The 22,071-nt window shown below is 44.4% G+C and carries 18 protein-coding genes and 1 tRNA gene; 9 read left to right on the top strand and 10 right to left on the bottom strand.

The genetic code is table 11. The annotated features are described in order from the left end of the window. The first annotated feature begins 154 nt into the window (after positions 1–154). Both purM and purN read left to right on the top strand, forming a co-directional pair. The gene (gene purM / locus I3248_RS10100; RefSeq protein WP_025643843.1) at positions 155–1,204 is read left to right on the top strand and encodes a phosphoribosylformylglycinamidine cyclo-ligase; all 1,050 of its coding nucleotides are present in this window, start codon (positions 155–157) and stop codon (positions 1,202–1,204) included. Next, complete coding sequence (gene purN / locus I3248_RS10095; protein WP_051397450.1) at positions 1,204–1,902, top strand: phosphoribosylglycinamide formyltransferase; 699 nt, start codon at positions 1,204–1,206, stop codon at positions 1,900–1,902. Before purM ends, purN begins: the two co-directional genes overlap by 1 nt. Before the next feature lie 134 nt (positions 1,903–2,036). Here purN and I3248_RS10090 read toward each other — a convergent pair whose 3' ends face one another. Together I3248_RS10090 and I3248_RS10085 are read right to left on the bottom strand one after the other, a co-directional pair. Beyond that, on the bottom strand, positions 2,037–3,416 hold the full coding sequence (locus I3248_RS10090; RefSeq protein WP_238063567.1) for an NAD-dependent succinate-semialdehyde dehydrogenase: 1,380 nt from the start codon (positions 3,414–3,416) through the stop codon (positions 2,037–2,039). Positions 3,417–3,867: 451 nt separating this feature from the next. Beyond that, complete coding sequence (locus I3248_RS10085; protein ID WP_025643854.1) at positions 3,868–4,857, bottom strand: LysR family transcriptional regulator; 990 nt, start codon at positions 4,855–4,857, stop codon at positions 3,868–3,870. 671 nt (positions 4,858–5,528) lie between these two features. Between I3248_RS10085 and I3248_RS10080 the strand changes: the two genes are divergently transcribed. Both I3248_RS10080 and I3248_RS10075 read left to right on the top strand, forming a co-directional pair. Then, complete coding sequence (locus I3248_RS10080) at positions 5,529–7,118, top strand: isocitrate lyase (RefSeq protein WP_238063566.1); 1,590 nt, start codon at positions 5,529–5,531, stop codon at positions 7,116–7,118. Between the two features lie 362 nt (positions 7,119–7,480). Beyond that, positions 7,481–9,073: a CYTH and CHAD domain-containing protein gene (locus I3248_RS10075; protein ID WP_238063565.1), complete on the top strand. Its 1,593-nt coding sequence runs from the start codon at positions 7,481–7,483 to the stop codon at positions 9,071–9,073. 87 nt (positions 9,074–9,160) lie between these two features. Here I3248_RS10075 and I3248_RS10070 read toward each other — a convergent pair whose 3' ends face one another. Next, positions 9,161–9,676, bottom strand: a complete 516-nt coding sequence (locus I3248_RS10070; RefSeq protein WP_201610200.1) for a L,D-transpeptidase — start codon at positions 9,674–9,676, stop codon at positions 9,161–9,163. A 131-nt stretch (positions 9,677–9,807) separates the two neighbouring features. Here I3248_RS10070 and I3248_RS10065 point away from each other — a divergent pair, with 131 nt between their 5' ends. Beyond that, positions 9,808–11,109, top strand: a complete 1,302-nt coding sequence (locus tag I3248_RS10065) for a hypothetical protein (RefSeq protein WP_238063564.1) — start codon at positions 9,808–9,810, stop codon at positions 11,107–11,109. Between the two features lie 90 nt (positions 11,110–11,199). Here the strand turns inward: I3248_RS10065 and I3248_RS10060 are convergent, their stop codons facing one another. After that, positions 11,200–12,438, bottom strand: a complete 1,239-nt coding sequence (locus tag I3248_RS10060) for an argininosuccinate synthase (protein ID WP_238063563.1) — start codon at positions 12,436–12,438, stop codon at positions 11,200–11,202. A 340-nt stretch (positions 12,439–12,778) separates the two neighbouring features. Between I3248_RS10060 and pyrC the strand changes: the two genes are divergently transcribed. The 4 genes from pyrC to I3248_RS10040 all read left to right on the top strand — a co-directional run bounded on the left by pyrC (position 12,779) and on the right by I3248_RS10040 (position 15,188). After that, a complete protein-coding gene (gene pyrC, locus I3248_RS10055) occupies positions 12,779–13,858 on the top strand; it encodes a dihydroorotase (RefSeq protein WP_201559281.1) in 1,080 nt (359 codons plus the stop codon). Between the two features lie 213 nt (positions 13,859–14,071). Beyond that, positions 14,072–14,749 (top strand): ribonuclease T, encoded by a 678-nt coding sequence (rnt, locus tag I3248_RS10050; protein WP_238063576.1) that lies wholly within the window; start codon positions 14,072–14,074, stop codon positions 14,747–14,749. A gap of 113 nt (positions 14,750–14,862) precedes the next feature. Then, entirely contained in the window at positions 14,863–15,060 is a 198-nt protein-coding gene (locus I3248_RS10045; RefSeq protein WP_025643870.1) for a hypothetical protein, read from the top strand. 52 nt (positions 15,061–15,112) lie between these two features. Next, a tRNA-Glu gene (locus I3248_RS10040) sits at positions 15,113–15,188 on the top strand. Positions 15,189–15,468: 280 nt separating this feature from the next. Here the strand turns inward: I3248_RS10040 and I3248_RS10035 are convergent. The 6 genes from I3248_RS10035 to I3248_RS10010 form a co-directional block, all read right to left on the bottom strand. Beyond that, positions 15,469–16,089 (bottom strand): BLUF domain-containing protein, encoded by a 621-nt coding sequence (locus I3248_RS10035; RefSeq protein WP_238063562.1) that lies wholly within the window; start codon positions 16,087–16,089, stop codon positions 15,469–15,471. Between the two features lie 407 nt (positions 16,090–16,496). Beyond that, on the bottom strand, positions 16,497–17,252 hold the full coding sequence (gene ispD / locus I3248_RS10030) for a 2-C-methyl-D-erythritol 4-phosphate cytidylyltransferase (RefSeq protein WP_238063561.1): 756 nt from the start codon (positions 17,250–17,252) through the stop codon (positions 16,497–16,499). An 81-nt stretch (positions 17,253–17,333) separates the two neighbouring features. Further along, a complete protein-coding gene (locus tag I3248_RS10025) occupies positions 17,334–17,648 on the bottom strand; it encodes a septum formation initiator family protein (protein ID WP_025643876.1) in 315 nt (104 codons plus the stop codon). Between the two features lie 77 nt (positions 17,649–17,725). Next, positions 17,726–19,042, bottom strand: a complete 1,317-nt coding sequence (gene eno, locus I3248_RS10020) for a phosphopyruvate hydratase (protein WP_238063560.1) — start codon at positions 19,040–19,042, stop codon at positions 17,726–17,728. A gap of 112 nt (positions 19,043–19,154) precedes the next feature. Beyond that, entirely contained in the window at positions 19,155–21,509 is a 2,355-nt protein-coding gene (locus I3248_RS10015) for a cation-translocating P-type ATPase (RefSeq protein ID WP_238063558.1), read from the bottom strand. A 217-nt stretch (positions 21,510–21,726) separates the two neighbouring features. Continuing rightward, positions 21,727–21,951 carry a heavy metal-associated domain-containing protein gene (locus I3248_RS10010; RefSeq protein WP_201559353.1) on the bottom strand — a complete coding sequence of 75 codons (225 nt, stop codon included), beginning with the start codon at positions 21,949–21,951 and terminating at the stop codon, positions 21,727–21,729. Positions 21,952–22,071: the final 120 nt, after the last annotated feature.

Genomic DNA, 22,071 nt, shown 5'->3' with positions numbered 1-22,071 from the left:
TCTTTCAGCACTTATTGCTGTTTTATAAGAAATATAAGGCTTTTATAGACAATATTAGCAAGTTGCTTTGCGAGGGTGAGCTATTATTGGGTATAATGCGCACACAAAAATTGTTTTATCTTATTTAGTTCCATACCCCAATTGTGAGATGACTATGAGTGACAAGCCTTCTTTAAGCTACAAAGATGCTGGCGTTGATATCGATGCTGGTGATGCGTTAGTCCAACGTATCAAGTCCGTGGCAAAAGCCACTACCCGTCCTGAAGTAGTTGGCGGGCTTGGTGGTTTTGGTGCCCTCTGCCGTATCCCTACTGGCTACACTTCACCACTACTCGTCTCAGGTACCGACGGCGTCGGCACTAAGCTCAAGCTGGCACTACAGCTTGATCGTCACGATACGATTGGTATTGATCTAGTCGCTATGTGCGTAAACGATCTACTCGTATGCGGGGCTGAGCCGTTATTCTTCTTGGACTATTACGCAACCGGCAAGCTCGATGTAGATACCGCAGCTACAGTCGTCAGCGGCATTGGCGAGGGCTGTAAGCTTGCTAACTGTGCTCTTATCGGTGGCGAGACTGCTGAGATGCCAGGTATGTATCAAGACGAAGATTATGATCTCGCAGGCTTCTGTGTCGGCGTTGTAGAAGAGGCAGAAGTCATCACCGGCAAAAACGTCAGCGAGGGCGATGTGCTCATTGCCCTAGCCTCAAGTGGCGCTCATTCCAATGGCTACTCGCTAGTGCGTAAAGTCATCGAAGTCAGCGGTGTTGATGTCACTACTAGCGATGAGACCCTTGATGACCAGCCTATCGCAGATGCGCTGATGGCGCCGACTCGTATCTATGTCAAAGCGATCAAAGCGCTGCAAGACACGCTTGGTAGCTCAGCGCTGCACGCAATGTCACATATCACCGGCGGTGGTCTGACTGATAATTTACCACGTGTATTACCAGATCATCTTGCTGCTAGTATCGATACTACTAGCTGGCAATTCTCAGAGCTGTTTAACTGGCTACAAACTGAGGGCAATATTAGTCAGGCTGAGATGTATCGTACCTTTAACTGTGGTGTTGGTTTTGTGATTGTGGTGCCAGAACAGCAGGCTGATAAAGCTATTGAGATCTTAAACGACAATGGTGAACAAGCTTGGCAAATCGGCGAAATGGTCAGCCGCGAAGCTGACGCTGTGGTCTATCGTTAATGTCTAGCACTTCGTTAAAAAGCCGCGCCTCATCCATCAGTGAGCCATTACGAGTAGCCGTACTCGTCTCAGGTAGTGGTAGCAACTTACAAGTCTTAATAGATGCTATGCAGGCAGGCGAGCTACCGATAGAGATAGTTGGCGTTATCAGCAATCGCGAGGATGCTTATGCAATCACGCGTGCAACAGATGCCGATATCCCAGTCGTGGTATTGTCCCATGTGGCAAGTGGCAAACGCATGGGTATTAAGACTTTTGAGACGCATGCATCTGCGCAGCTACAAGACTGGCAACCTGACTTGATTGTATTAGCTGGCTTTATGCGGGTGCTGAGTAGCAATTTTATTCATCATGCTATCGCGCCAATGATTAACTTACATCCCTCATTGCTTCCTGCCTATAAAGGACTCGATACTCATCAAAGAGTGATTCAGGCAGGCGAGCGTCATCATGGCTGTAGTATCCATGTGGTCACCGCTGAGCTTGATGCGGGTGCTGTGTTGACTCAAGCGCTACTGGAAGTCAATTTGAAGGACACGGCTGATAGCTTACAAGTACGAGTACAAAAGCTTGAACATCAACTGCTGCCTTGGACGATTTTGCTGTTGGCTAAAGGCGTATTAACACTCAATACCGATTCATCAGATGATGCTAATTACTTGCCAGCGCTACCGTTAACATTGCACATCGACCAGTAAATGCAAGCTCTATCTTAAGATTTCTCAATTAGAAATAATGACACATAAAAAAGCCCAGTCACTCTATATATGAATGACTGGGCTTCATTTTATCTAGCGCTAAGTTGTTTTAGCTATAAAATTTGTCTGTGCTCTTAGTTACTATGAACATGCAAACCTTTGATATTTACAAACTCTTTAATACCAAAGCCACCATGTTCACGGCCATGACCTGAGTTTTTTACGCCGCCGAACGGTAGTGCTGGATTTGCCAGACCGTAGCCATTGATATAGACCATACCCGTATCAAACTGCTCTCTTGCTAAACGGATGGCTTTATCTTCGTCTTTAGAGAAGATAGCGCCGCCTAAACCATAACGGCTATCATTAGCAATGCGCATGGCATCATCTTGATCTTTTGCTCGAATCAATGAAGCGACTGGGCCAAATAACTCATCATCATAGGCTGGTTGTCCCTCGGAGACATTTTCCAAAATCGTAGCGGGATAAAAGTTACCTTTACCTTCAGGTAATTTACCGCCGACTGAAATTGTCGCGCCTTTTTTAACACTTTCTTCAACTTGCTCGTGTAACTTCTCTTGCAAGTCTTTACGTGCTAATGGACCGATATCAGAGCTGTCATCCATAGGATCACCAGCTTTGCTATTCGAGAACGTCTCAACAATACGATCACGGAACTCATCATATAAGCTATCAACAACGATAAAACGCTTCGCTGCAACACAAGTTTCACCATTATTGATTAAACGTGCTTGCGTACAAGTCTCTACAGCAAGGTCCAAATCAGCGTCTTCGAGTACAATAAAGGCATCATTCGAGCCAAGCTCTAGTACGACTTTTTTGAGGACTTTAGCCGCTTGTTGACCAACGATCTTACCTGCACCATCACTACCAGTGAGCGTAACACCGCGCACTTTATCATTACCGATAAGCTTTTCTGATTGATCATGATCGATCAAGATCGTACGGAATAGATCATTTGGTAGATCGGACTCATGGAAGATTTTCTCTATTAATAATCCAGAGCCTGTCACATTGGCAGCATGCTTTAATAAAACACTGTTACCGGCCATCAAATTAGCAATGGCATAGCGAAAGACTTGGTATGCTGGAAAGTTCCATGGCTGCATACCGTAGATAACACCAATGGGCTGATAAGTGACAATGCCTTTTTTCATATTTTCGATATCGCGCTCATCGTCAGCTAATGCAGTGACCCCTTTTTCGGCAGTATAGTCACAAATCCCTTTACATAGATCTACTTCACTCAAACTTTGGTCATAAAGCTTACCACGCTCTTCAGTCATCAGTTTTGACAACTCTTCCTTATACTTCACTAGCGTATCGCCAATAGACTTAATGACTTTAGCACGCTCTTCGTGACTCTTTTTACGCCATTCGAGAAAAGCTTCATGTGAGGCATCAACGATTTTGTTGACCTCATCATTAGTCATATAGTTATATTCTTTAATATCTTCGCCCGTTGTTGGGTTCACAGTAGTAATATCTGCCATGATTCACTATCCTTATTTTGTTGTCGCGGTCTAGAAATATTCTTAGCTAAAAACTCTATATCAGCCAATGAACGTTAATCGATTATAGGATGGTCTAGAAAGCTACTTCTTAGTTAAGTCTTTTTCAAAATTAAGACTATAGAAGTCAAACCCTCAAACCTTATCTAATGGATGATTTTATAATAACAAATAATTGGCAGCGTAATTTTACAAGATATAATGAAGTGTAATTTTTATGTTAACAATGTGACTGAAATATAAAGGCCTGCTTAATAAAATCTATTAAGTAGACCTAAACTATCAGCGGGCTAATCAGTAGCATAATTCGTCTGTAATGCAATGATACGCATAAAAAAGACCAATATGCGAATTGGCCTTGAAAGCACTTTAATAGCACTTCCATAGTACTGTAACGGCAGATGGCTATTAGGTAATAAAACAGCTTATCTCATTAGAACAACTGAGTAATCACTGGAATATCTTGCTGTTGATCCTCTTCGTCTGCCACGACTTGCCGAGCGACATGCATAATCAGTTGTCGCAACCAGCGATGCGCTGGGTGATGCTGCAGTAGTGGTGACCATGCCATCGTCAGCTCAAATTCAGGAATGAAAAAAGGGGGCTCTTTCATGACGATACTATCATTGGTCGCTTGCATGCGTGCAACTCGCGTTGGCAGTGTCGCAATCAAATCCTTATTAGCAGCGAGCATCGCTGGCATCTGATAATGACGAGTAAAGACGCTTATCTGACGTTTTTGCCCTAAGCGCTGCAAGGCTTGATCAATGGAGCCAAGGCCGCCCGATTTTTCTGGATTGACCCCAAACCCAACACCCATACCTGTCTTGGATACCCAAACATGCTGACCTTTGAGGTAGTTTTTAAGATTGAAGCGATTGACATAAGGGCTATCGGCAGATAGTAGGCAGCTAAAAGTATCGCGCCATACTAGTACTTGGTGAAAGCTTTGCGGTATCTCATTAAAGCGGTTAATCGCCAGATCGACTCGCCCTTGCTCCATATCACGATAGGACACATCTGATGGGGTTAAAAAGTCCAAAATAACATTGGGCGCCTCAGAGCGCAGAGCCTTAACCAGTTTAGGAACCAAAGTCGCCTCTGCATAGTCGGAGGTCATAATCCGAAAAACACGGGAGGTGCTATAAGGACGAAACTCAGTACGCGGCTCAAGCACTTGTGTCAAATCAGCGAGTATCTCACGAATACGCGGCTGCAGCTCAAGCGCGCGCTCAGTCGGTGTCATGCCCTCAGAAGAGCGCACCAATAGCGGATCATTAAATAGCTTACGCAGGCGACGCAAGATGTTACTCATAGCAGGCTGAGTTATACCCAATTGCTCAGCGGCGCGTGTGACATTCTTTTCTCGAAGCAATACATCTAAATGTACCAATAAATTTAAATCAACCCGCTGCAAATTCATATGTGTTTCTCTTCGCTTTATAATAAATGTCACTTAGCGTTAATAGCTGCATAATTACTATTTTTAAATACTGACGATTTTAAATACTGACGATAGACGGCTCTACTGTTCTCAAACGACCTAAAAACTACAATGTACTCAATGCTTATCTAAAAATCATTTAGTGACCGAGCTAGCTCAATATATTTATTTATAACTTACTGATTTTATTATACTATACTTATAGTAAATACCAAAGATAACTATCATAAATTAGATAAATTACACTAAACTGACTATAGTAAGACTCAACGCTTAACTCGCAAGCCCGCTCTAAGCCGTGTTACTGGCGAATATTGTAACATCTCTGATGAATAACAAGTAGCTTCTGCGCTATCGCCTTATCGCTACTTGTTGATGATTGATTGACTCTTTTTTTGTCAATAATTTAAATCAAATACCTTGTATTTTGAAGTAGGTTTGTTTAGGGTAATAGTCCTCATATTTTAAGAAGACCAATGCCGGCTTTACTATTAAGTCATTTATAGGCCAACAAGACAGGCATTTAGTAGTAATTAATCAATCAGTATCAAAGTAGTCGTAATTCAATCGCAACTATAGTCCGGTATGATATTACTTGCGATAAGCTCTTATTTTACCTCGTTTTTTCCACCCCACCAAGGAGACAGTAAATGTCAACAACCTATAAGTCAGCTATCGATTTAGTACGTGAATTAAAGCAAAAGCACGGCAACTGGCAAAATATCAGCGAAACTGATGCAGCCCGTATGATGATTCAAAACCGTTTCAAAACTGGTTTAGATATCGCAAAGTACACCGCTAAAATCATGCGTCAAGATATGGCGGATTACGACAATGATACGTCTCAGTATACTCAGTCTTTAGGCGCTTGGCACGGTTTTGTTGCACAGCAAACGATGTACGCGAAGAAAAAATACTTCGGTACCACTTCAAAGACTTATATCTACCTATCTGGCTGGATGGTCGCTGCTCTACGCTCTGAGTTCGGTCCTCTACCTGACCAATCAATGCACGAAAAAACGTCAGTACCTAAGCTTATCGAAGAGATCTACACGTTCTTACGTCAAGCCGATGCTAAAGTACTAAACGATTACTTCCGTGAGCTAAACGCTGCTGAAGAAGCAGGTCAAGACACTAAAGCTATCTTAGAGAAAATCGAAAACTTCGACTCACACGTTGTGCCAATCATCGCTGATATCGATGCCGGTTTCGGTAACGAAGAAGCGACTTACTTGCTAACTAAGCAAATGATCGAAGCCGGTGCTTGTGCTATTCAGGTCGAAAACCAAGTATCTGACGCTAAGCAGTGTGGTCACCAAGCGGGTAAAGTAACCGTACCGCATGAAGACTATATCGCTAAGCTTAACGCTATTCGTTACGCTTTCTTAGAGCTCGGCGTTGAAGACGGCGTTATCGTTGCCCGTACTGATAGTGAAGGCGCATCACTTACTCAAAAGATCCCAGTATCAGAAGAGCCAGGCGATCTTGCTTCTAAATACATCGACTTCCTAGAAATGGAAGAAATAAGCATTGAAGACGCAAATGAGAACGATAGCCTACTTAAGCATAACGGCAAACTAGTACGTCCAGTACGTATGCCAAACGGCTTATATAGCTTCCGCGAAGACACTAACATCGATCGCGTTGTGCTTGACTGTGTGACTGCGCTTGAAAACGGTGCTGACCTACTATGGATCGAAACGCCGACTCCAGACGTAGCACACATCAAAATGATGGTAGATCGTATCAAAGAGCAACAGCCAAAAGCGAAGCTTGTATACAACAACAGCCCATCGTTCAACTGGACGCTGAACTTCCGTAAGCAAATCATCGCTAAGTGGGAAGAAGAAGGCAAAGACATCTCTAAGTACAACAAAGATGACTTAATGAGCAGCGACTATGATGGTACTGAGCTTGATCAAGCTGCTGACGAAGCTGCCAAGAACTTCCAGCGTGACGCCTCACGTGAAGCTGGTGTCTTCCATCACTTAATCACGCTACCTACTTATCACACCACTGCTCTAAGTGTGCATGAGCTAGCCAAAGGTTACTTCGGTGATGAAGGTATGCTTGCATATGCTGCTGGCGTACAGCGTAAAGAGATCCGTGAAGGCATCTCATGCGTGAAGCACCAAGCAATGGCCGGTTCTGACCTTGGCGATGATCATAAAGAGATCTTCTCAGGTGATAACGCGCTAAAAGCTGGTGGTGGCAAAAACACTATGAACCAGTTCGGCTAATCTCAAGCTATATACTATGAACTACTCATAGCCATATAAGCTTAAATAAAAGCCACTCTACACACTGTAGGGTGGCTTTTTTTATGACTATATTTTACCTATGGCATTTTGTCGGTGGTCGATACGGTTATCGTAGTACTGCATCTGTGCCAGCTTACTTTTATAATGATCCTTGGGCATGCCAAGTAAAAATAATAGATATAAAGCTAACGGAAGCTATCACTACCTCGACTCTAGTCTCAAGCAAAACTTTACTTGTCATTCACTGTCAGCTTTCATAGGATGTAGATATAACATAAGTATAGAGATAGTATAAGTATAGAAATAACATAACTATTATTAGAACGATAGGAGACATCATCGTGCAAGAGATTGAATTGAAGTTCTTAGTGCCGCAAGCGCGTCTAAAAGGTCTTATGCGTCAAGCAAAAGTAAAATCCTCACAGACGACAATGATGTCCGCTCATTATTTTGATACGCCCAAGCAAGAGCTTGCCAAAAGTGGTATAGGACTGCGTATTCGCTTAGAGGGTGATGAATGGGTGCAGACTATCAAAGCTGGCGGCGATGGCATTGCCGCGCGTCTAGAGCACAATATGACTCTAGATGGTGAGCTGGTGCAGACGATGCTAGAGACGGATAGCTTGTTGCCGGATTTATCTATATATAAAGAAACCGCTATTGCTCCAGCTCTTGCAGACTTTAAACTCAAAAAAATCAACAAAAAACTAACTCGTCAATACATCACTGATATCGAGCGCACCACTCGCTTATTAGTAGATAAAGAAAAAGTAGTCGCTGATAAAAAGAACAGCGCAGAGGAAAGTACGGTAAGTACCATTGAGGTGGCTTATGATCAGGGTCAAATTATTCATGGAACAGATAACTCAAAAGTACAGGACATACAAGAGATAGAGTTTGAGCTGGTCTCAGGCAATCTAGACTTTTTATTCACTACGGCAAAAGTATGGTGCAAACGCTATAAGCTGTGTCTATCAACAGTCACTAAAGCTGAGCGTGGCAGCCTACTTCTCAATGAGCAAGACTTTAGCCCTGCCGTGCACGCCAATCTAGGCGCACTGAGCATCGATGCAGACAGTAGCATGCCGGCGTTCATGCGTGCAGTCGTTCATAATTGTCTATTACAAATACTGCCTAATAGTAGTGCCATCGCCGCTGGCAGCAACGACAACGAGCATGTGCTACAGCTACGTATAGGCATACAACGATTACGTACTGCCCTAAAGAGCTTCAAAAAATTCTCCGAACAGCTCAATCCTGAATGGCTACCTATCCTAAAACAAACAGCGACTCTTCTAGGCGACTATCGTCAGCTCGCTTATTTAGTCACTGATATAGAGCCAATACTACAGCATGCTGGTGCGCCTAGCGTCGATTGGAGTGCTGATATCGACAACATGAAAATAACACCCATCGACGCCGTTCGTGCTAATGACTTCCAGCTGACTTTGCTTGAGCTTATCGCCTTTACTATGAGTGATGCTACTCAAGAGCCAAGAGCCCATAAATGTGCGCAAGATAAATTAGCAAAAAGACTCTCCAACCAGCATATTAAGCTGCTTAAGGCTGAGTATGATCTTGAAGATATCATTTTGGAGGCGTCTACTGATGATACTGATCAAAGCGCTGCTATCCATGAAAAAGCGCACCAACTGCGTAAACATCTCAAAAAAATGCGCTATCTCAGTGAGTTTGCCGCTCCTCTATACTCAAAGAAAAAAAGCAAACGTTGGCTAAAACGTATAACAAAAACGCAGCGAGCGCTTGGGGAGTATTTAGACCATCAACAATATCAGCATTATTATCAGCAAAAATCTCACACTGACACGCAAGCTCTATATGGCGCCGGATGGTTTGCCGCGCAGCTAGAACCTGATACTAAACGCTGCAAAAAACGTTTGACTAAGCTGCAAGATGCAGCGAGCTTTTGGTAGAACTCTGATTTCCTAAATGGTTATAGATAGAAGAGCCTAAGTTTTATACCTTAAAGCCATTTAACCCTAAAAAGGCACGCTCTCATGCTAACCCTTTATAAGCGTGACGGGCGTGCCCTCTTCTACTTGCGCAAATAACTCGATGATATCGGTGTTTCGCATGCGTACGCAGCCATGCGAGAGTGGTACACCCATCGGTTCACTATCAGGCGTGCCGTGAATATAAATATAGCGCTGATAAGTATCGCAGCCGCCTTGCTCGTTACTGCCTTTATTGATGCCCTCCTCTAAGCCTTTAAGCCATAAAATACGGCTCAAGATCCAATCTCGCTTTGGCTGTAGACGCCCCAACTCTGCGTCATATACCTCACCAGTAGCAACGCGTCCGACAAACACCGTATTTATAGGTGCATCGTCACCAATTTTTTGGGCAATAACATGACGACCAAGCGGCGTGCAGCCACTATCTTGTTGGCTACCGATACCGTTTTTGGCAGTTGAGATAGGATAAGAAGAGCTCGCCACCCCATGATTACAGATAATCAATGTCTGCGCTTCGATGTTAATGAGCACTGCTGTCTTGGGCGTATCGGTATTTTTCATATATAGATCCAAATAAAATTATTAGCGCTATCAACAACATAAAAAACCCCTAAAATTTTCTAATATTAGGGGATTGTATCCGCATGACTTGCACCGTAAGATATATAAACACTTTTTGATGCTAGCAGATTATGACTACTATTTCACCGACACGCGTGTCGATGTATGATTTTTTGTATCAAGATATTCAGCCTCTGACTTCTTTATTGGCTGATACTGCCACTCTCTCACTACCGCAAACCCGTATAGCCGTCAATAGCGGCATACAGGCCATCCTTGCAGCTTTGTTAGCCTACCAGCAGCGCCACCAAGCGCAAGCGGTGAATAAAAAGCTGTTCTCACGAGCAGCAGTTAAAGAGCTACGCCAGTATAATGCGATGAATTTTGCGACGTTAAGTGCCACGCTTTATCACCGTCAAGATGTCACTGAGACTTTATTCATTGATAGTACTCGTGTCAATAAGGCTTGTGATTATATTGCCGATCAGGTCGATGCGAGCGCCGCGCAAGTCAAAGTCCTTCTCGGTACTTTAACTATTATTGTATTGCGCGAGTTGGTTATTTTGACAGAGTATAGTCAATTAGATAATGAAGAGTTGGATAAATGGTTCGCGCTACAGCCGCAATTCTTAACCAAGCAGCGTTTTGCAGCAGACTCAGCAGCGGGTATTAACAGCCATGCTGACACTCAAGTGCTGACAAGCGCTAGGTCTCCAACGAAACCTGCAGATAGTGAGTTATCCAAGGCTACAAACCCGGAAGCGCTAAGCGCTAAAGTAACAGAGACTGAAATGACAAACGCTGAGAGTGCTAACAGCGAACAAACAGATTCGCAAGCACTTGATATCAGACCACCAGCGTTTGACCCTTACTGGTACGAGCTGACAAAATTTGCGCCTAATCTGGTTGCTTCTGGGCAAGATATGCAGCAAGCGACGTCCAATTATTTAAAAGTAATAGGCCGCTCGCCTGAGAATGTGCAACAAGGTCGGCATAATGATTTGCTCGTCTTTACCCAGATGCCTAATATCAGTGTGCCGCATCAGCGCTGGCTGCTACAGTTGGCTAAAATCTCTGATATCTATCTGAATCGTCGCCGTCTGCGCATTGCCTCTGAGCCTATCAATCCGCCGAATGCGCCATTAGTCAGCTTAGCGTTGATCGGTGGCAATAGCGATAACACACCTGCCACTACGAGCGAGACGCCGATTGAGTACGAGCCTGCCGCGCCGCTTTGGAAAAACCCCGTTATTCTGATTATTGTTTTGGTCATCGGCGCGCTCAGTGCTTTGGCTGCCCTGAAATACCAATCACAACAATCAAGCGGAGCAATAACCGCAACTGAAGCGGTCATAGAACATGATAAAGCCGAAGAGCGCGAGCAACAGGACGTCGCTATTGTAAAGGTCGATGACGAAGAGGAAGCTAAATAACTCTAGCGATAAAAGCCTTTTTGCATAAAAAAAACAGAGACTATCAGTCTCTGTTTTTTATTATAAGTCTAAAAATACCATTGGGTCGTTTTATTTAGATAGATCGCGACCGCGACTGGCTTCGATCGCTAAACGTAGACCGTTTAGACGAATGAAACCTTCAGCGTCTTTTTGGTCATAAGCACCCGCGTCATCTTCAAAAGTGGCGATCTTTTCGTCAAATAGTGAATCATCTGATTTACGGCCAACGACGCTCACGCAGCCTTTGTACAGCTTCACACGTACCATACCGTTGACATACTCTTGCGACTTGTCGATAAGCTCCTGTAGCATAAGACGCTCAGGGCTGAACCAATAACCGTTATAGATAATCTTGGCATAGCGTGGCATGATCTCATCTTTTAGATGTGCCGCTTCCCGATCTAGTGTCAAAGACTCAATGCCGCGATGCGCTTTTAGCATGATAGTACCAGCTGGCGTCTCATAGCAGCCACGCGACTTCATACCGACGTAACGGTTTTCAACGATATCTAAACGACCAATGCCATGTTTGCCGCCAAGCTCATTGAGCTTAATCATCACCTCATAAGGCTTGAGCGCTTCGCCATCAATAGTAACGAGATCGCCTTTTTTGTATTCAAGCTCTAGATATTGCGGCTCATCAGGTGCCTCTTCTGGGCTCACTGACCAGCGCCACATATCCTCTTCTGCTTCCATGTATGGATCTTCTAATATACCGCCTTCATAGGAGATATGCAGTAAGTTTGCGTCCATAGAGTATGGAGATTTTTTCTTATTACCAGCGTAATCGATTGCGATATCATGCTCTTCAGCATATTTCATCAAGCTCTCACGGCTTGATAAATCCCACTCACGCCAAGGCGCGATAGTGACAATATCAGGAGACAAAGCGACCGCGCCTAGCTCAAAACGCACTTGATCATTGCCTTTACCAGTGGCGCCGTGACTAATGGCATCAGCATCGTGTTCTTTAGCAATCTCAACCAAACGCTTGGCGATAAGCGGACGAGCGATAGACGTGCCAAGTAAGTACTCGCCTTCGTAGATGGCATTAGCGCGGAACATTGGATAAACATAATCACGAGCGAACTCTTCACGCAAGTCTTCGATATAGATATCTTTGATGCCCATAGCTTCAGCTTTGGCACGCGCAGGCTCAACTTCTTCGCCTTGACCGATATCGGCGGTAAAGGTGATGACTTCTGCATCATAGGTTTCTTGCAGCCATTTGGCAATGATGGACGTATCAAGACCACCTGAATAGGCTAAGACGATTTTATTGATATTCTTTGGATCAAGTTGCGCCATAAATAACTCCTGTCAGTATAATGAGTGATAAGTAAATATAATTAGTGATAAATAATAAAAACGATTAAAAAACACGAACAAAGATGAAAACTGAGTCAAAAATAGATTCCATCTCCAGTGTACATCATATTTGCTATAGGCAAAAGACTAACAGCGCGCGCAGCTTAAATCATCAGGCTAAGCAGTCCCCAGTTCGTCTGCCTTTGCCAATAATTATGTAGAGATGTGCAGCCACATATTCAGTCAAGTCAGTAAACCTGTTATGATAGCAAAACAATAAATGTGGTTTTATCAGAGCATTTTTACGCCTTTTGTCTCATCAATTAACCTATTGAGCGCTATGATTCCTATTACTGATTCGATTACAGAGTTAACCATCCTGCAACCAGATGACTGGCATCTTCATTTACGTGATGATCAGGCGCTTGCGACGACAGTGCCGCATGCAGCGTCCAGCTTCAACCGCGTTATCTGTATGCCAAACCTCGTTCCTCCTGTCAAAAACACTAATGATGCGCGCGCTTACCGTGAGCGTATCTTGCAGCAGCTACAAATCAGCGACATTCCAAAGGAGCGTAAAGCTGCCTTTGATCCACGTATGACTCTGTATATGACCGATCAGACGAGCGTACAAGATATCGAAGCTGCCGCTCAGTCCGGCATCGTACAAGCAGTCAAGCTCTATCCGGCTGGCGCTACGACCAACTCAGCTGATGGCGTCACCGATATTAATGCTCGCGCTGATATCTTTGAAGCTATGGAAAAGCACAACTTACCGCTGCTCATTCATGGCGAAGTCACTCATGACCATGTCGACATCTTTGATCGAGAAAAACGCTTTCTAGAAGAGGTCATGGGGCAAATCATTGGTAAGTTCCCGACCCTGAAGATCGTCATGGAGCATATCACGACCAGCGACGCCGCGGACTTTGTATTGTCACAAGGCAATCATGTCGCCGCAACCATTACTCCGCAGCATTTGATGCTCAATCGCAACCATCTGTTAGTAGGCGGTATCAGACCACACCTATACTGTCTGCCCATCTTAAAGCGCGAAAGCCATCAAAAAGTATTATTAGATGTCGCCACAAGCGGTAATCCAAAATTCTTTTTGGGTACCGACTCTGCCCCGCATGCCACTCATAAAAAAGAAGCTGCGTGCGGCTGCGCTGGTTGCTATAGCTCAGAGGTGGCGCTAGCTTTATATGCCACAGCTTTTGATAGCGTTGGTAAGATTGATAAACTCGAAGGCTTCGCCAGTCGCTTTGGCGCTCAGTTCTATGGGTTAGAGCTGAACTCTGAGACAGTCACTTTGACTAAGACTCCGATGCAAGTCCCAAGCGCTTATCCTTACTTCGATGGCTCTACCCTCACCCCGCTGATGGCCGGTGAAACACTACCTTGGTCTATCAAAGCCTAACGAATAGACCAGCTACCCTCAAGCTGCGCCAACCCGCGCAGCTCATTAAGCCGCCGCAAAACGGCCTCCTCACCGATGATAAAAAAATTTTAGATGATTATGACTATGCAAAGCGAGATAACTTCGTCCACCGAAAACTCAATGAGTACAGCAAATAAGAATAAAAGCAGCATTCCTGCAGCAGATCTAGAGGCCATCGAGTCACCGGCACCGATGACTCTAAAAGAGCGTTTTCGTAAGTTTATGCCTGTTGTCGTCGATGTCGAAACCGCAGGCTTCAACGCTCAAACCGATGCCCTGCTTGAGATTGCTTGTATTCCAATTTTACTAAATGACGAGGGAGTATTCTATTTAGGAGAAGCATTAAACGCGCATATTGAGCCATTTGCAGGCGCGAATCTAGAGCCCAAAGCTTTAGCGTTTACTGGTATTGATCCTAATAATCCTATGCGTAAAGCCATCGCTGAAGATGAGAAGACAGCGCTGCGTCGTATTTTTAAAGCGCTCAAAGAAGTACGCCGTGAGCAAGAGTGCCGTCAATGCGTCTTGGTCGGCCATAATGCTCATTTTGATTTAGGGTTCTTAAACGCTGCGGTACTACGTACCAATAGCAAAAACCACAGCTCTTTTCATCAGTTTTCAGTCTTTGATACGGTTACTTTATCGGCTCTAGCTTTTGGCCAGACCGTGCTGGCACGTGCGTGTAAGGCTGCAGGATTGGAGTTCGATGGTAATGACGCTCACTCAGCGCTTTATGATACGCAAAAGACTGCTGAGCTTTTTTGTCATATTCTCAACAGCTATCCGATGCTCGCTAACGCCTTGCATACTGATACGCCAGAACCAGAGCCAGACGACAAACTAGACGCTACCAATGAGCCAGAAGGCTAATAAAACTGCTACAAGGGGTTGAACAGCATTTGTAATCTTTAGCTGACTTCGCTTGCTCGTCAGACGCAATTATGCGTATGATGAGTAACAGAGGCCATTAAAAGGATTTTGCTATGGACCCACAAACAAAATTATGGGCGACTATTCTAGGTTATATGATTTTGGCAATAACGATTAGTGCTTGTACTTCTTTATGGATTCGCCATCATTTAAAGAAGAATAATCTACATCCTCGCCGAGCACTAAAAAAAAGATATTTAACCCTCAAAAAACGTAGAAAAAAGCTTGACAGTAAGCACAGACGCTATTAAAATGTGCACCACTTCAGCATAAACGGTGAAAGCAGCTGAAGCGTATGACCTAGTCCCCATCGTCTAGAGGCCTAGGACACCGCCCTTTCACGGCGGTAACGGGGGTTCGAATCCCCCTGGGGACGCCACATTTTAAAATACTTATTTTTAGTAATAAGCATTTTTGAAACCTTCAAAGTCTATTAGATTTTGAAGGTTTTTTTATGCTTAAAAATTAATATCCTTTCTATTCTGAGTCTAAGTGCCCCTTTAGTCCAAGTACCATGCAATTCTCAATGGTCAGCAGCTCAGTACTCACAAAAGCTATTAAATTCTAAAGCTTAAAGCAAAAAAACCAGCCAACGCGCGACGTTAGCTGATTTTATAAGAGTGTTATTAGACTAGGTTATGAAATTTTAGATATTATCTTTATAGCTTATCTGACAACATAAACCATAATAAAGCCAAAACAATCAGTATCCCTAATACGCTTTGAATAAGGAAAAAGGCTTGATGCTGGCCGACAACCTTATTTAAAGTGACACCTAATGCACTATACTTAATAGGCTGAGTGTCGATTTTGTCCTCTATTTCTTGATATTCGTAGTAGCCTTGTAGGATTTCTAAAAACTTCGCCCAATCATTAGAATCCCAATCATAAGGTTTGAACGGTAGAAATTCTTTTACTTTAGGATCTTTAAGCATCCAACGCTCAAGGATGATTGAGCGTAACGACCAGCCAGTAAAACGGCGCTCAGTAATGGCCGAAAACGCTAAAGTCTGTATATCCTTGTGTCTATTGTCTTTTAAGATACGGTTTTTGAGATTCGTTAAAGCCTGCTCTGAGCCTTCGATATACTGAAAAAAATAGCCATTGCCATAGCAAAGAATACCCGAGATATTTTCAGCTTTATTATATGCAATTGAGACTTCAGCAATATCGTTGAGGGTACTCGCGCCAGATAGCCCTATAGAAGTAACACGACTAATATAGATGAATTGGTAGAGATCAGTTGTGTCTGAGCGTCTTACTGCATTGAGCTTTGACAATTAGATTCTCCTTATTATGGTATAAACCTATAATTGAGTGACCAGTCTACTAATAAACAAATGCCTGTATTTATGATTGTAAAATCATAGCAAGATTAATTAGGACTGTAATGCTCTATTATATATATTATAATTTTTTTAGTGTAATTGTATAAACTTAGTTACATCATAGGCTCTTATGGTCAACAAAGCAAACAAACTCTGCTGTAAGCGCTAAATAATTGTAATTGAGAGGATTTTGATAGTTTTTGAAGATAAAAGAAAAGAGGAGCGGACTACTGGCTCTGAGAGGGAAAAGGTTATTGTCTAATTTAGCTGCTTTAGACGTATTATTTTTGAAATATAAATATATTTTATTACTATTCAAAATAACTATCTTTTACTATATTTAAGAACTTTTGTTTATTCTATCTTGAGGATACTTGAGCAGTTAAAATAGCAGCTAGTACTATTGCGTCATCAGGAAAGGTTAATTTTATATTTTGGCGACTACCCGTTACTAAGCGGATAGGTAACTCTAAATACTCAAAGGCGCTCGCTTCATCAGTGATATGTAACTGATGTTCGTCAATATAGTCTAGTAGGCGGCTCAGCTCCCCGACGCGAAAGACCTGCGGCGTCTGTGCTTGCCACATGTGCTGACGGTTAACGGTAGTTTTTATATAATCGTTATCATTAGTACAATCGTCATTATGATCATCGAGCTGCTTTGCAGGTAGCGCTGTAGATAGCTTCAAGGTATCAGCGACGGGAGCCGCTAAGATCGCGCCATAAGGTTCAGACATAGCGGCTATAATAACACTATCGATGTCCTCAGTAGGCACAGCTGGACGGGCGGCATCGTGGATTAAGACGAGATCGCTTTTATCAGCGCCACTACCCAGAATAGCGCTGACGCCAGCACGCACCGATTGCCAACGCTCTGCTCCGCCTACGACATAATTCATCGGTAGCGTATACGTCAAGGTAGAGGCCACTTCATCGTCGGCTGCGATGACAAGATAACAGTGGTCTATATAACCACTAGAGGCTAGCCGAGTCACGCTATGCTGCAATAACGTTTGCCCGTTGATTTTCGTGTACTGCTTGGCAATGGCTGCGCCAAAACGGCTGCCGCGACCGGCCGCGACAATCATAGCGTGTATGTTCGGAGTAGTATTCATGATAGGGCTATCATCGATATTTAAAAGGGTGAGAAGGTGGAGATGCAAATATCAGCTGAAAGTAGCTTTGTTTTCTGATAATTATGGATTATAGCGAGTATGGGTCGTAGGAGCGGTAGATATCTGAACGAAGGTTTCATTAGGCTTAATTAGTCCTAAGTCTAAGCGCGCGTGCTCTTCTACGGCTTCTAGACCTGTCTTCAAATCATGGACATCAGTGCGCAGCAGCTCATTAGCCGCTATCTGATTGTCATTAGATTGCTGCTGCTCTTCGATCTGCGCCAACAGCTGCTTGCTAGCAACGCGGCCATTTTCACCGAGCCAATACTGATACTGTAGCCCTAAGAGTACAGCAATGGCTAAAGCTAAGAGCATGAATTGACTAAAATACTTCATAAAAGAGCTTCACATTATGATAATAAAAGGTCTCTTTCTAACCCAGTAGAAAAAGACCGTTTAGCGACCAAGCAGTGTTAACCGCGCAGGCCTATGAACTCATCAGCGCCGCGATAGCTGGCTCGAACCTGCTGCTCGATACGCAAGAGTTGGTTATATTTCGCAACGCGATCTGAGCGGCATAATGAGCCAGTTTTAATCTGGCCGGCAGCTGTACCGACCGCTAGATCAGCGATGGTGCTGTCTTCGGTCTCACCTGAACGATGCGAGATGATAGTCGCGTAGCCGTTGTTTTTAGCCATATAGATAGCATCTAACGTCTCAGATAACGTACCAATTTGATTGAACTTAATCAAGATAGCATTGGCGATATGTTTATCGATACCTTCTTGCAAGATAGCAGGGTTGGTGACAAACAAGTCATCACCCACCAATTGTACTTTGTCACCGATTTGTTCAGTGAGATATTTCCAGCCGTCCCAATCTGACTCATCAAGGCCATCTTCGATAGAGATAATCGGGTATTGACGCGCTAGATTGACCAGATAATCAGAGAAGCCTTGGCTATCAAAAGTCTTATTACCCTCGCCTGCCAAGATATATTTACCGTCTTTATAGAACTCACTAGCAGCGCAATCAAGCGCTAAGTGAATATCATCGCCCGCCTTATAGCCGACTTGCTCAATCGCTTGCATAATAACGGTAATGGCTTCTTCGTTGCTGCGCAAATTAGGAGCAAAGCCGCCTTCGTCACCAACGGCAGTATTTAAGCCTTGTGATTTTAATACTGATTTTAGGCTATGGAAGATCTCTGTACCCGCGCGCAGTGCTTCTGAGAAGCTTGAAAAACCTACCGGCTCAATCATAAACTCCTGAATATCGACGGTATTATCGGCATGCTCACCACCATTTAGGATATTCATCATCGGTACTGGCATCGTCAAAGAAGTCTGGTTACGCAGATTGGCGATGTATTGATGTAGCGGTAGGCTTTGTGATTTTGCCGCAGCTTTAGCAGTTGCTAAAGACACCGCTAGCATAGCATTAGCGCCTAGGCTTTCTTTATTTTCAGTACCGTCAAGCGCAATCATCGCATCATCGATCTTTTGCTGCTCTGTGACGTCTTTATCCATCAGCGCGCTGCGGATTTGGCTGTTGACGTTAGCGACGGCTTTTTTGACGCCTTTACCTAAGTAGCGATCCTTATCAGCATCTCGTAGCTCAAGCGCTTCGCGAGAGCCTGTTGAGGCACCACTTGGCGCGGCGGCGCGGCCTATAGTGCCATCAGCTAAGATAACATCCGCCTCTATCGTTGGATTACCCCGTGAGTCTAAAATCTCACGAGCGCGAATGTCTTTAATTGCCGTAACGTTAGTGATTTCTTCAGCGTACATAATGTCTGTGAATTCCTTTGGTCATGCCAAGTGTGTGGGATAAAAAAGGGAAAGTATAATGAGCTTTGATAGTTGGCATCATAGCATAAATTCGATTAAATTTTCTGGCACTTTATTTAGCTTCAGCTAGTTTTTTAGGACTTGAAACCCGTGTTGTGTCATCCAGCTCGACTTGGGTTTTAAACCGCGTTAAGCGTAGCGCGTTCATTAATACAGAGATAGAGCTTAGCGCCATCGCTGCCGCTGCAATCATAGGATTTAAAAAACCGAAAGCTGCAAGCGGAATACCTAGGCAGTTATAGATAAAAGCAAAGAATAGATTTTGTTTGATGTTACGCAGTGTGGCGCTGGCAATTTTTTGCGCCGCATCGATGTGCATCAAGGACTCACCCATCAAGCGCGCGGAAGCACTGTGCTGCGCGACATCTGTACCCTCAAACATGGCGAAGCTTGCATCAGCGGTTGCCATAGCAGGAGCGTCATTCACCCCATCGCCTGCCATCGCAACCTTGTGGCCTGCGGTTTGTAATTTAGCAATTTGACTGGCCTTATCTCGCGGGCTCATGCGACCATAAGCCTCATCAATACCCAGCTGCCAAGCCACATGATCAACCACTGATTGCTTGTCGCCACTCATTAAGATGACTTTGAGTCCGGCCTCTTGTAGGGCACTAATCGCTTGCGGGGTATCTGCTTTTAGATCATCTGCTAAGGCAAAAGCGCCGAGCGGCTCATCATTGATACTCACGGCGACCGTACTGGCAATTTGCCAAACTTTTGGCATCAGTCTAGGCAGCTTTAAACTCGCAAACTCAGCGATACCGACTTTGACTATCCCTAAACCTTCGATAGTCGCCTGAATACCTGCGCCTTTGACTACATTTATATCTGTTACGGGCATGAGCTGTAATTGGCGTGCGCTCGCCTCATTGATGAGCGCCGTCGCTAGCGGATGGCTAGCATGTGCCTCAACGCTAGCGGCAAGCTGTAATACATCGTCGGCAGCTATCGATTTATCGACCATCATCTGATCAACGATAGCCGGTTTTCCAAGGGTTAACGTCCCTGTCTTATCAAGTACGACAGTGTCGATATGACCTGCCGCCTCAAGACTTTGCGCATCTTTGAACCAGACGCCATGCCTTGCTGCTACTCCCATGCCCGCCATAATCGCGGCAGGCGTTGCCAGCCCTAGCGCACAAGGGCAAGCAATTACTAATACCGACACCGCATGCATAAGCGCCGTATCGACCATCCCTGTCAGCCACCAAGTGATGGCAAAGGTAATAATAGCAATAGCTATCACCACCGGCACAAAGATAGCGGTCACTCTATCAGCAAGGCGAGCCAAATCTGCTTTGGAGCCCTGCGCATCGCTCAGCGCTTGTACCATGTCGCCAAGCTTGGTATCACGGCCTTTAGCACCAACTCGGTATAATAAACTGCCGTTCTCGACCAAGGCCCCTGCTAACAGCTCATCACCCACTTCTTTTTTTATTGGTACCGATTCGCCTGTTAGATGACTCTCCTCACACCAGCCGCTGCCCTCAATCACTGTGCCATCGGTAGCAACGCGGCTGCCTTGTTTGGCGCGTAAGATATCGCCCATCTTCACCTCAGCTAGCGGCAGCGCTTGAAAACTGCCATCCGCCTGCTGTAGCTCAACCTCATCTGGTGTCAAAGATAGCAGTAAATCAATGCTATTCAAGCTGTGCTTTTTGGTACGCTCTTCTAGATATTTGCCGGTGCGCACAAAGGCGATGACCATCACCCCCGCTTCAAAATAAACGCCTAGACTCTCCGCGCCATGACCGCTAGCATGTCCGCTTTGTAGTAAACTATTTAACGTACCATCGCCGTGCGTCAGCCATAGATAAGTGGAGTAGCCCCAAATGGCCAAGGTGCCGATGACCACAAGTACATCCATATTAGCCAAACCGCCTTTGATCGAGGCCCAAGCGCTACTATAAAACGGCAGCGCTAAACCAAACTGGACTATAGTTGCGAGTATGAACTGTATCCAAACCGGCGGCATCCACGCCATACCTTGGCCGGTTAGCATACCTGCCATACCGACCAAAAAAGGCACCAAGCAAACCCAAAGGGCAATTAAGCGCCAAGGCCATTTAGTCGCGGTATCTTCATCAGTTTTGGCAAATAAGCTATCGCCTGCCTGTAAATTGGCGACAAAGCCAGTCTTATTGACCCATTCTGCGATTTGCTCAGGCGTAGTTTGTTCAGGATTATAATCAACGTTTGCCGTCTCGCCGGCAAAGTTGACATTGACCTTATAAACCTCATCCTTTTTATTCAGCACCTTCTCGATCCTAGAAGCGCAGGCCTGACACGACATGCCGTCAATCGCTAGCTGTAGATGCGCGCGCTCTGGCTGCAAGGCCGTATTGTCCTGAATATCAGTATCTACTTCGTAAGATTCGTCAGTAGCGGTGCAGGAATAATCAGTCATGGGAGCACTCATTTAGCAATAATTAAAGAATAAGTATATTATAGTAGTTATAAGATTAGGCTTCACAGACGGTTTTCAAGTGACATTGAGCGGTTGAGTGCTGTCAGTCGTTTAGCACCAAGCGCTTACAGCGATTTGATTCGAGCTATAAAACAGTGAGCTACAAAAAAAACCAGTCATTTAAAATAACTGGTTCTGCTAGCAATTAAAGGGATACTTATGAATTAGCGACGCTGGCATCAAACCCTGCATCGTCGATGGCAGTGGCGATTTTTTCTGCACTAGTTTTTGCGTCATCAAAAGTAACCGTAGCCTGATTATCTGCTAAATCAACCGCGATACTGATAACGCCATCCATACCAACGGTAGCGCCATGCACACTATCTACACACTTCTCACAAGTCATACCGTCGACTTTTATAATTCTCGTTTGATTTGCCATATTCGGCTCCTTATTATTATCTATGAGTTATTGTTCATTAGGGCGTGTTGAACATTCACAAATATGCACTGCTGATCGCTACTAGTTAATCAAAGCTGTGTTCTAGTCGTCGTTAAAATT

The organism is Psychrobacter sp. Ps3 (genome assembly GCF_022129275.1).
Classification (GTDB): domain Bacteria; phylum Pseudomonadota; class Gammaproteobacteria; order Pseudomonadales; family Moraxellaceae; genus Psychrobacter; species Psychrobacter submarinus.
Note: the sequence above shows the minus strand (reverse complement) of the source record. Positions and strands in the feature narration are given on the sequence as shown.

Bases quoted from the DNA above. Each gene is read 5' to 3' on its own strand.
- ispD (WP_238063561.1), bottom strand. From the start codon at position 17,252: ATGAATACTACTCCGAACATACACGCTATGATTGTCGCGGCCGGTCGC.
- pyrC (WP_201559281.1), top strand. From the start codon at position 12,779: ATGATTCCTATTACTGATTCGATTACAGAGTTAACCATCCTGCAACCA.
- I3248_RS10010 (WP_201559353.1), bottom strand. From the start codon at position 21,951: ATGGCAAATCAAACGAGAATTATAAAAGTCGACGGTATGACTTGTGAG.
- I3248_RS10045 (WP_025643870.1), top strand. From the start codon at position 14,863: ATGGACCCACAAACAAAATTATGGGCGACTATTCTAGGTTATATGATT.
- rnt (WP_238063576.1), top strand. From the start codon at position 14,072: ATGACTCTAAAAGAGCGTTTTCGTAAGTTTATGCCTGTTGTCGTCGAT.
- I3248_RS10085 (WP_025643854.1), bottom strand. From the start codon at position 4,857: ATGAATTTGCAGCGGGTTGATTTAAATTTATTGGTACATTTAGATGTA.
- I3248_RS10025 (WP_025643876.1), bottom strand. From the start codon at position 17,648: ATGAAGTATTTTAGTCAATTCATGCTCTTAGCTTTAGCCATTGCTGTA.
- I3248_RS10065 (WP_238063564.1), top strand. From the start codon at position 9,808: ATGACTACTATTTCACCGACACGCGTGTCGATGTATGATTTTTTGTAT.
- I3248_RS10080 (WP_238063566.1), top strand. From the start codon at position 5,529: ATGTCAACAACCTATAAGTCAGCTATCGATTTAGTACGTGAATTAAAG.
- I3248_RS10060 (WP_238063563.1), bottom strand. From the start codon at position 12,438: ATGGCGCAACTTGATCCAAAGAATATCAATAAAATCGTCTTAGCCTAT.
- I3248_RS10070 (WP_201610200.1), bottom strand. From the start codon at position 9,676: ATGAAAAATACCGATACGCCCAAGACAGCAGTGCTCATTAACATCGAA.
- eno (WP_238063560.1), bottom strand. From the start codon at position 19,042: ATGTACGCTGAAGAAATCACTAACGTTACGGCAATTAAAGACATTCGC.
- purN (WP_051397450.1), top strand. From the start codon at position 1,204: ATGTCTAGCACTTCGTTAAAAAGCCGCGCCTCATCCATCAGTGAGCCA.
- purM (WP_025643843.1), top strand. From the start codon at position 155: ATGAGTGACAAGCCTTCTTTAAGCTACAAAGATGCTGGCGTTGATATC.
- I3248_RS10015 (WP_238063558.1), bottom strand. From the start codon at position 21,509: ATGACTGATTATTCCTGCACCGCTACTGACGAATCTTACGAAGTAGAT.
- I3248_RS10090 (WP_238063567.1), bottom strand. From the start codon at position 3,416: ATGGCAGATATTACTACTGTGAACCCAACAACGGGCGAAGATATTAAA.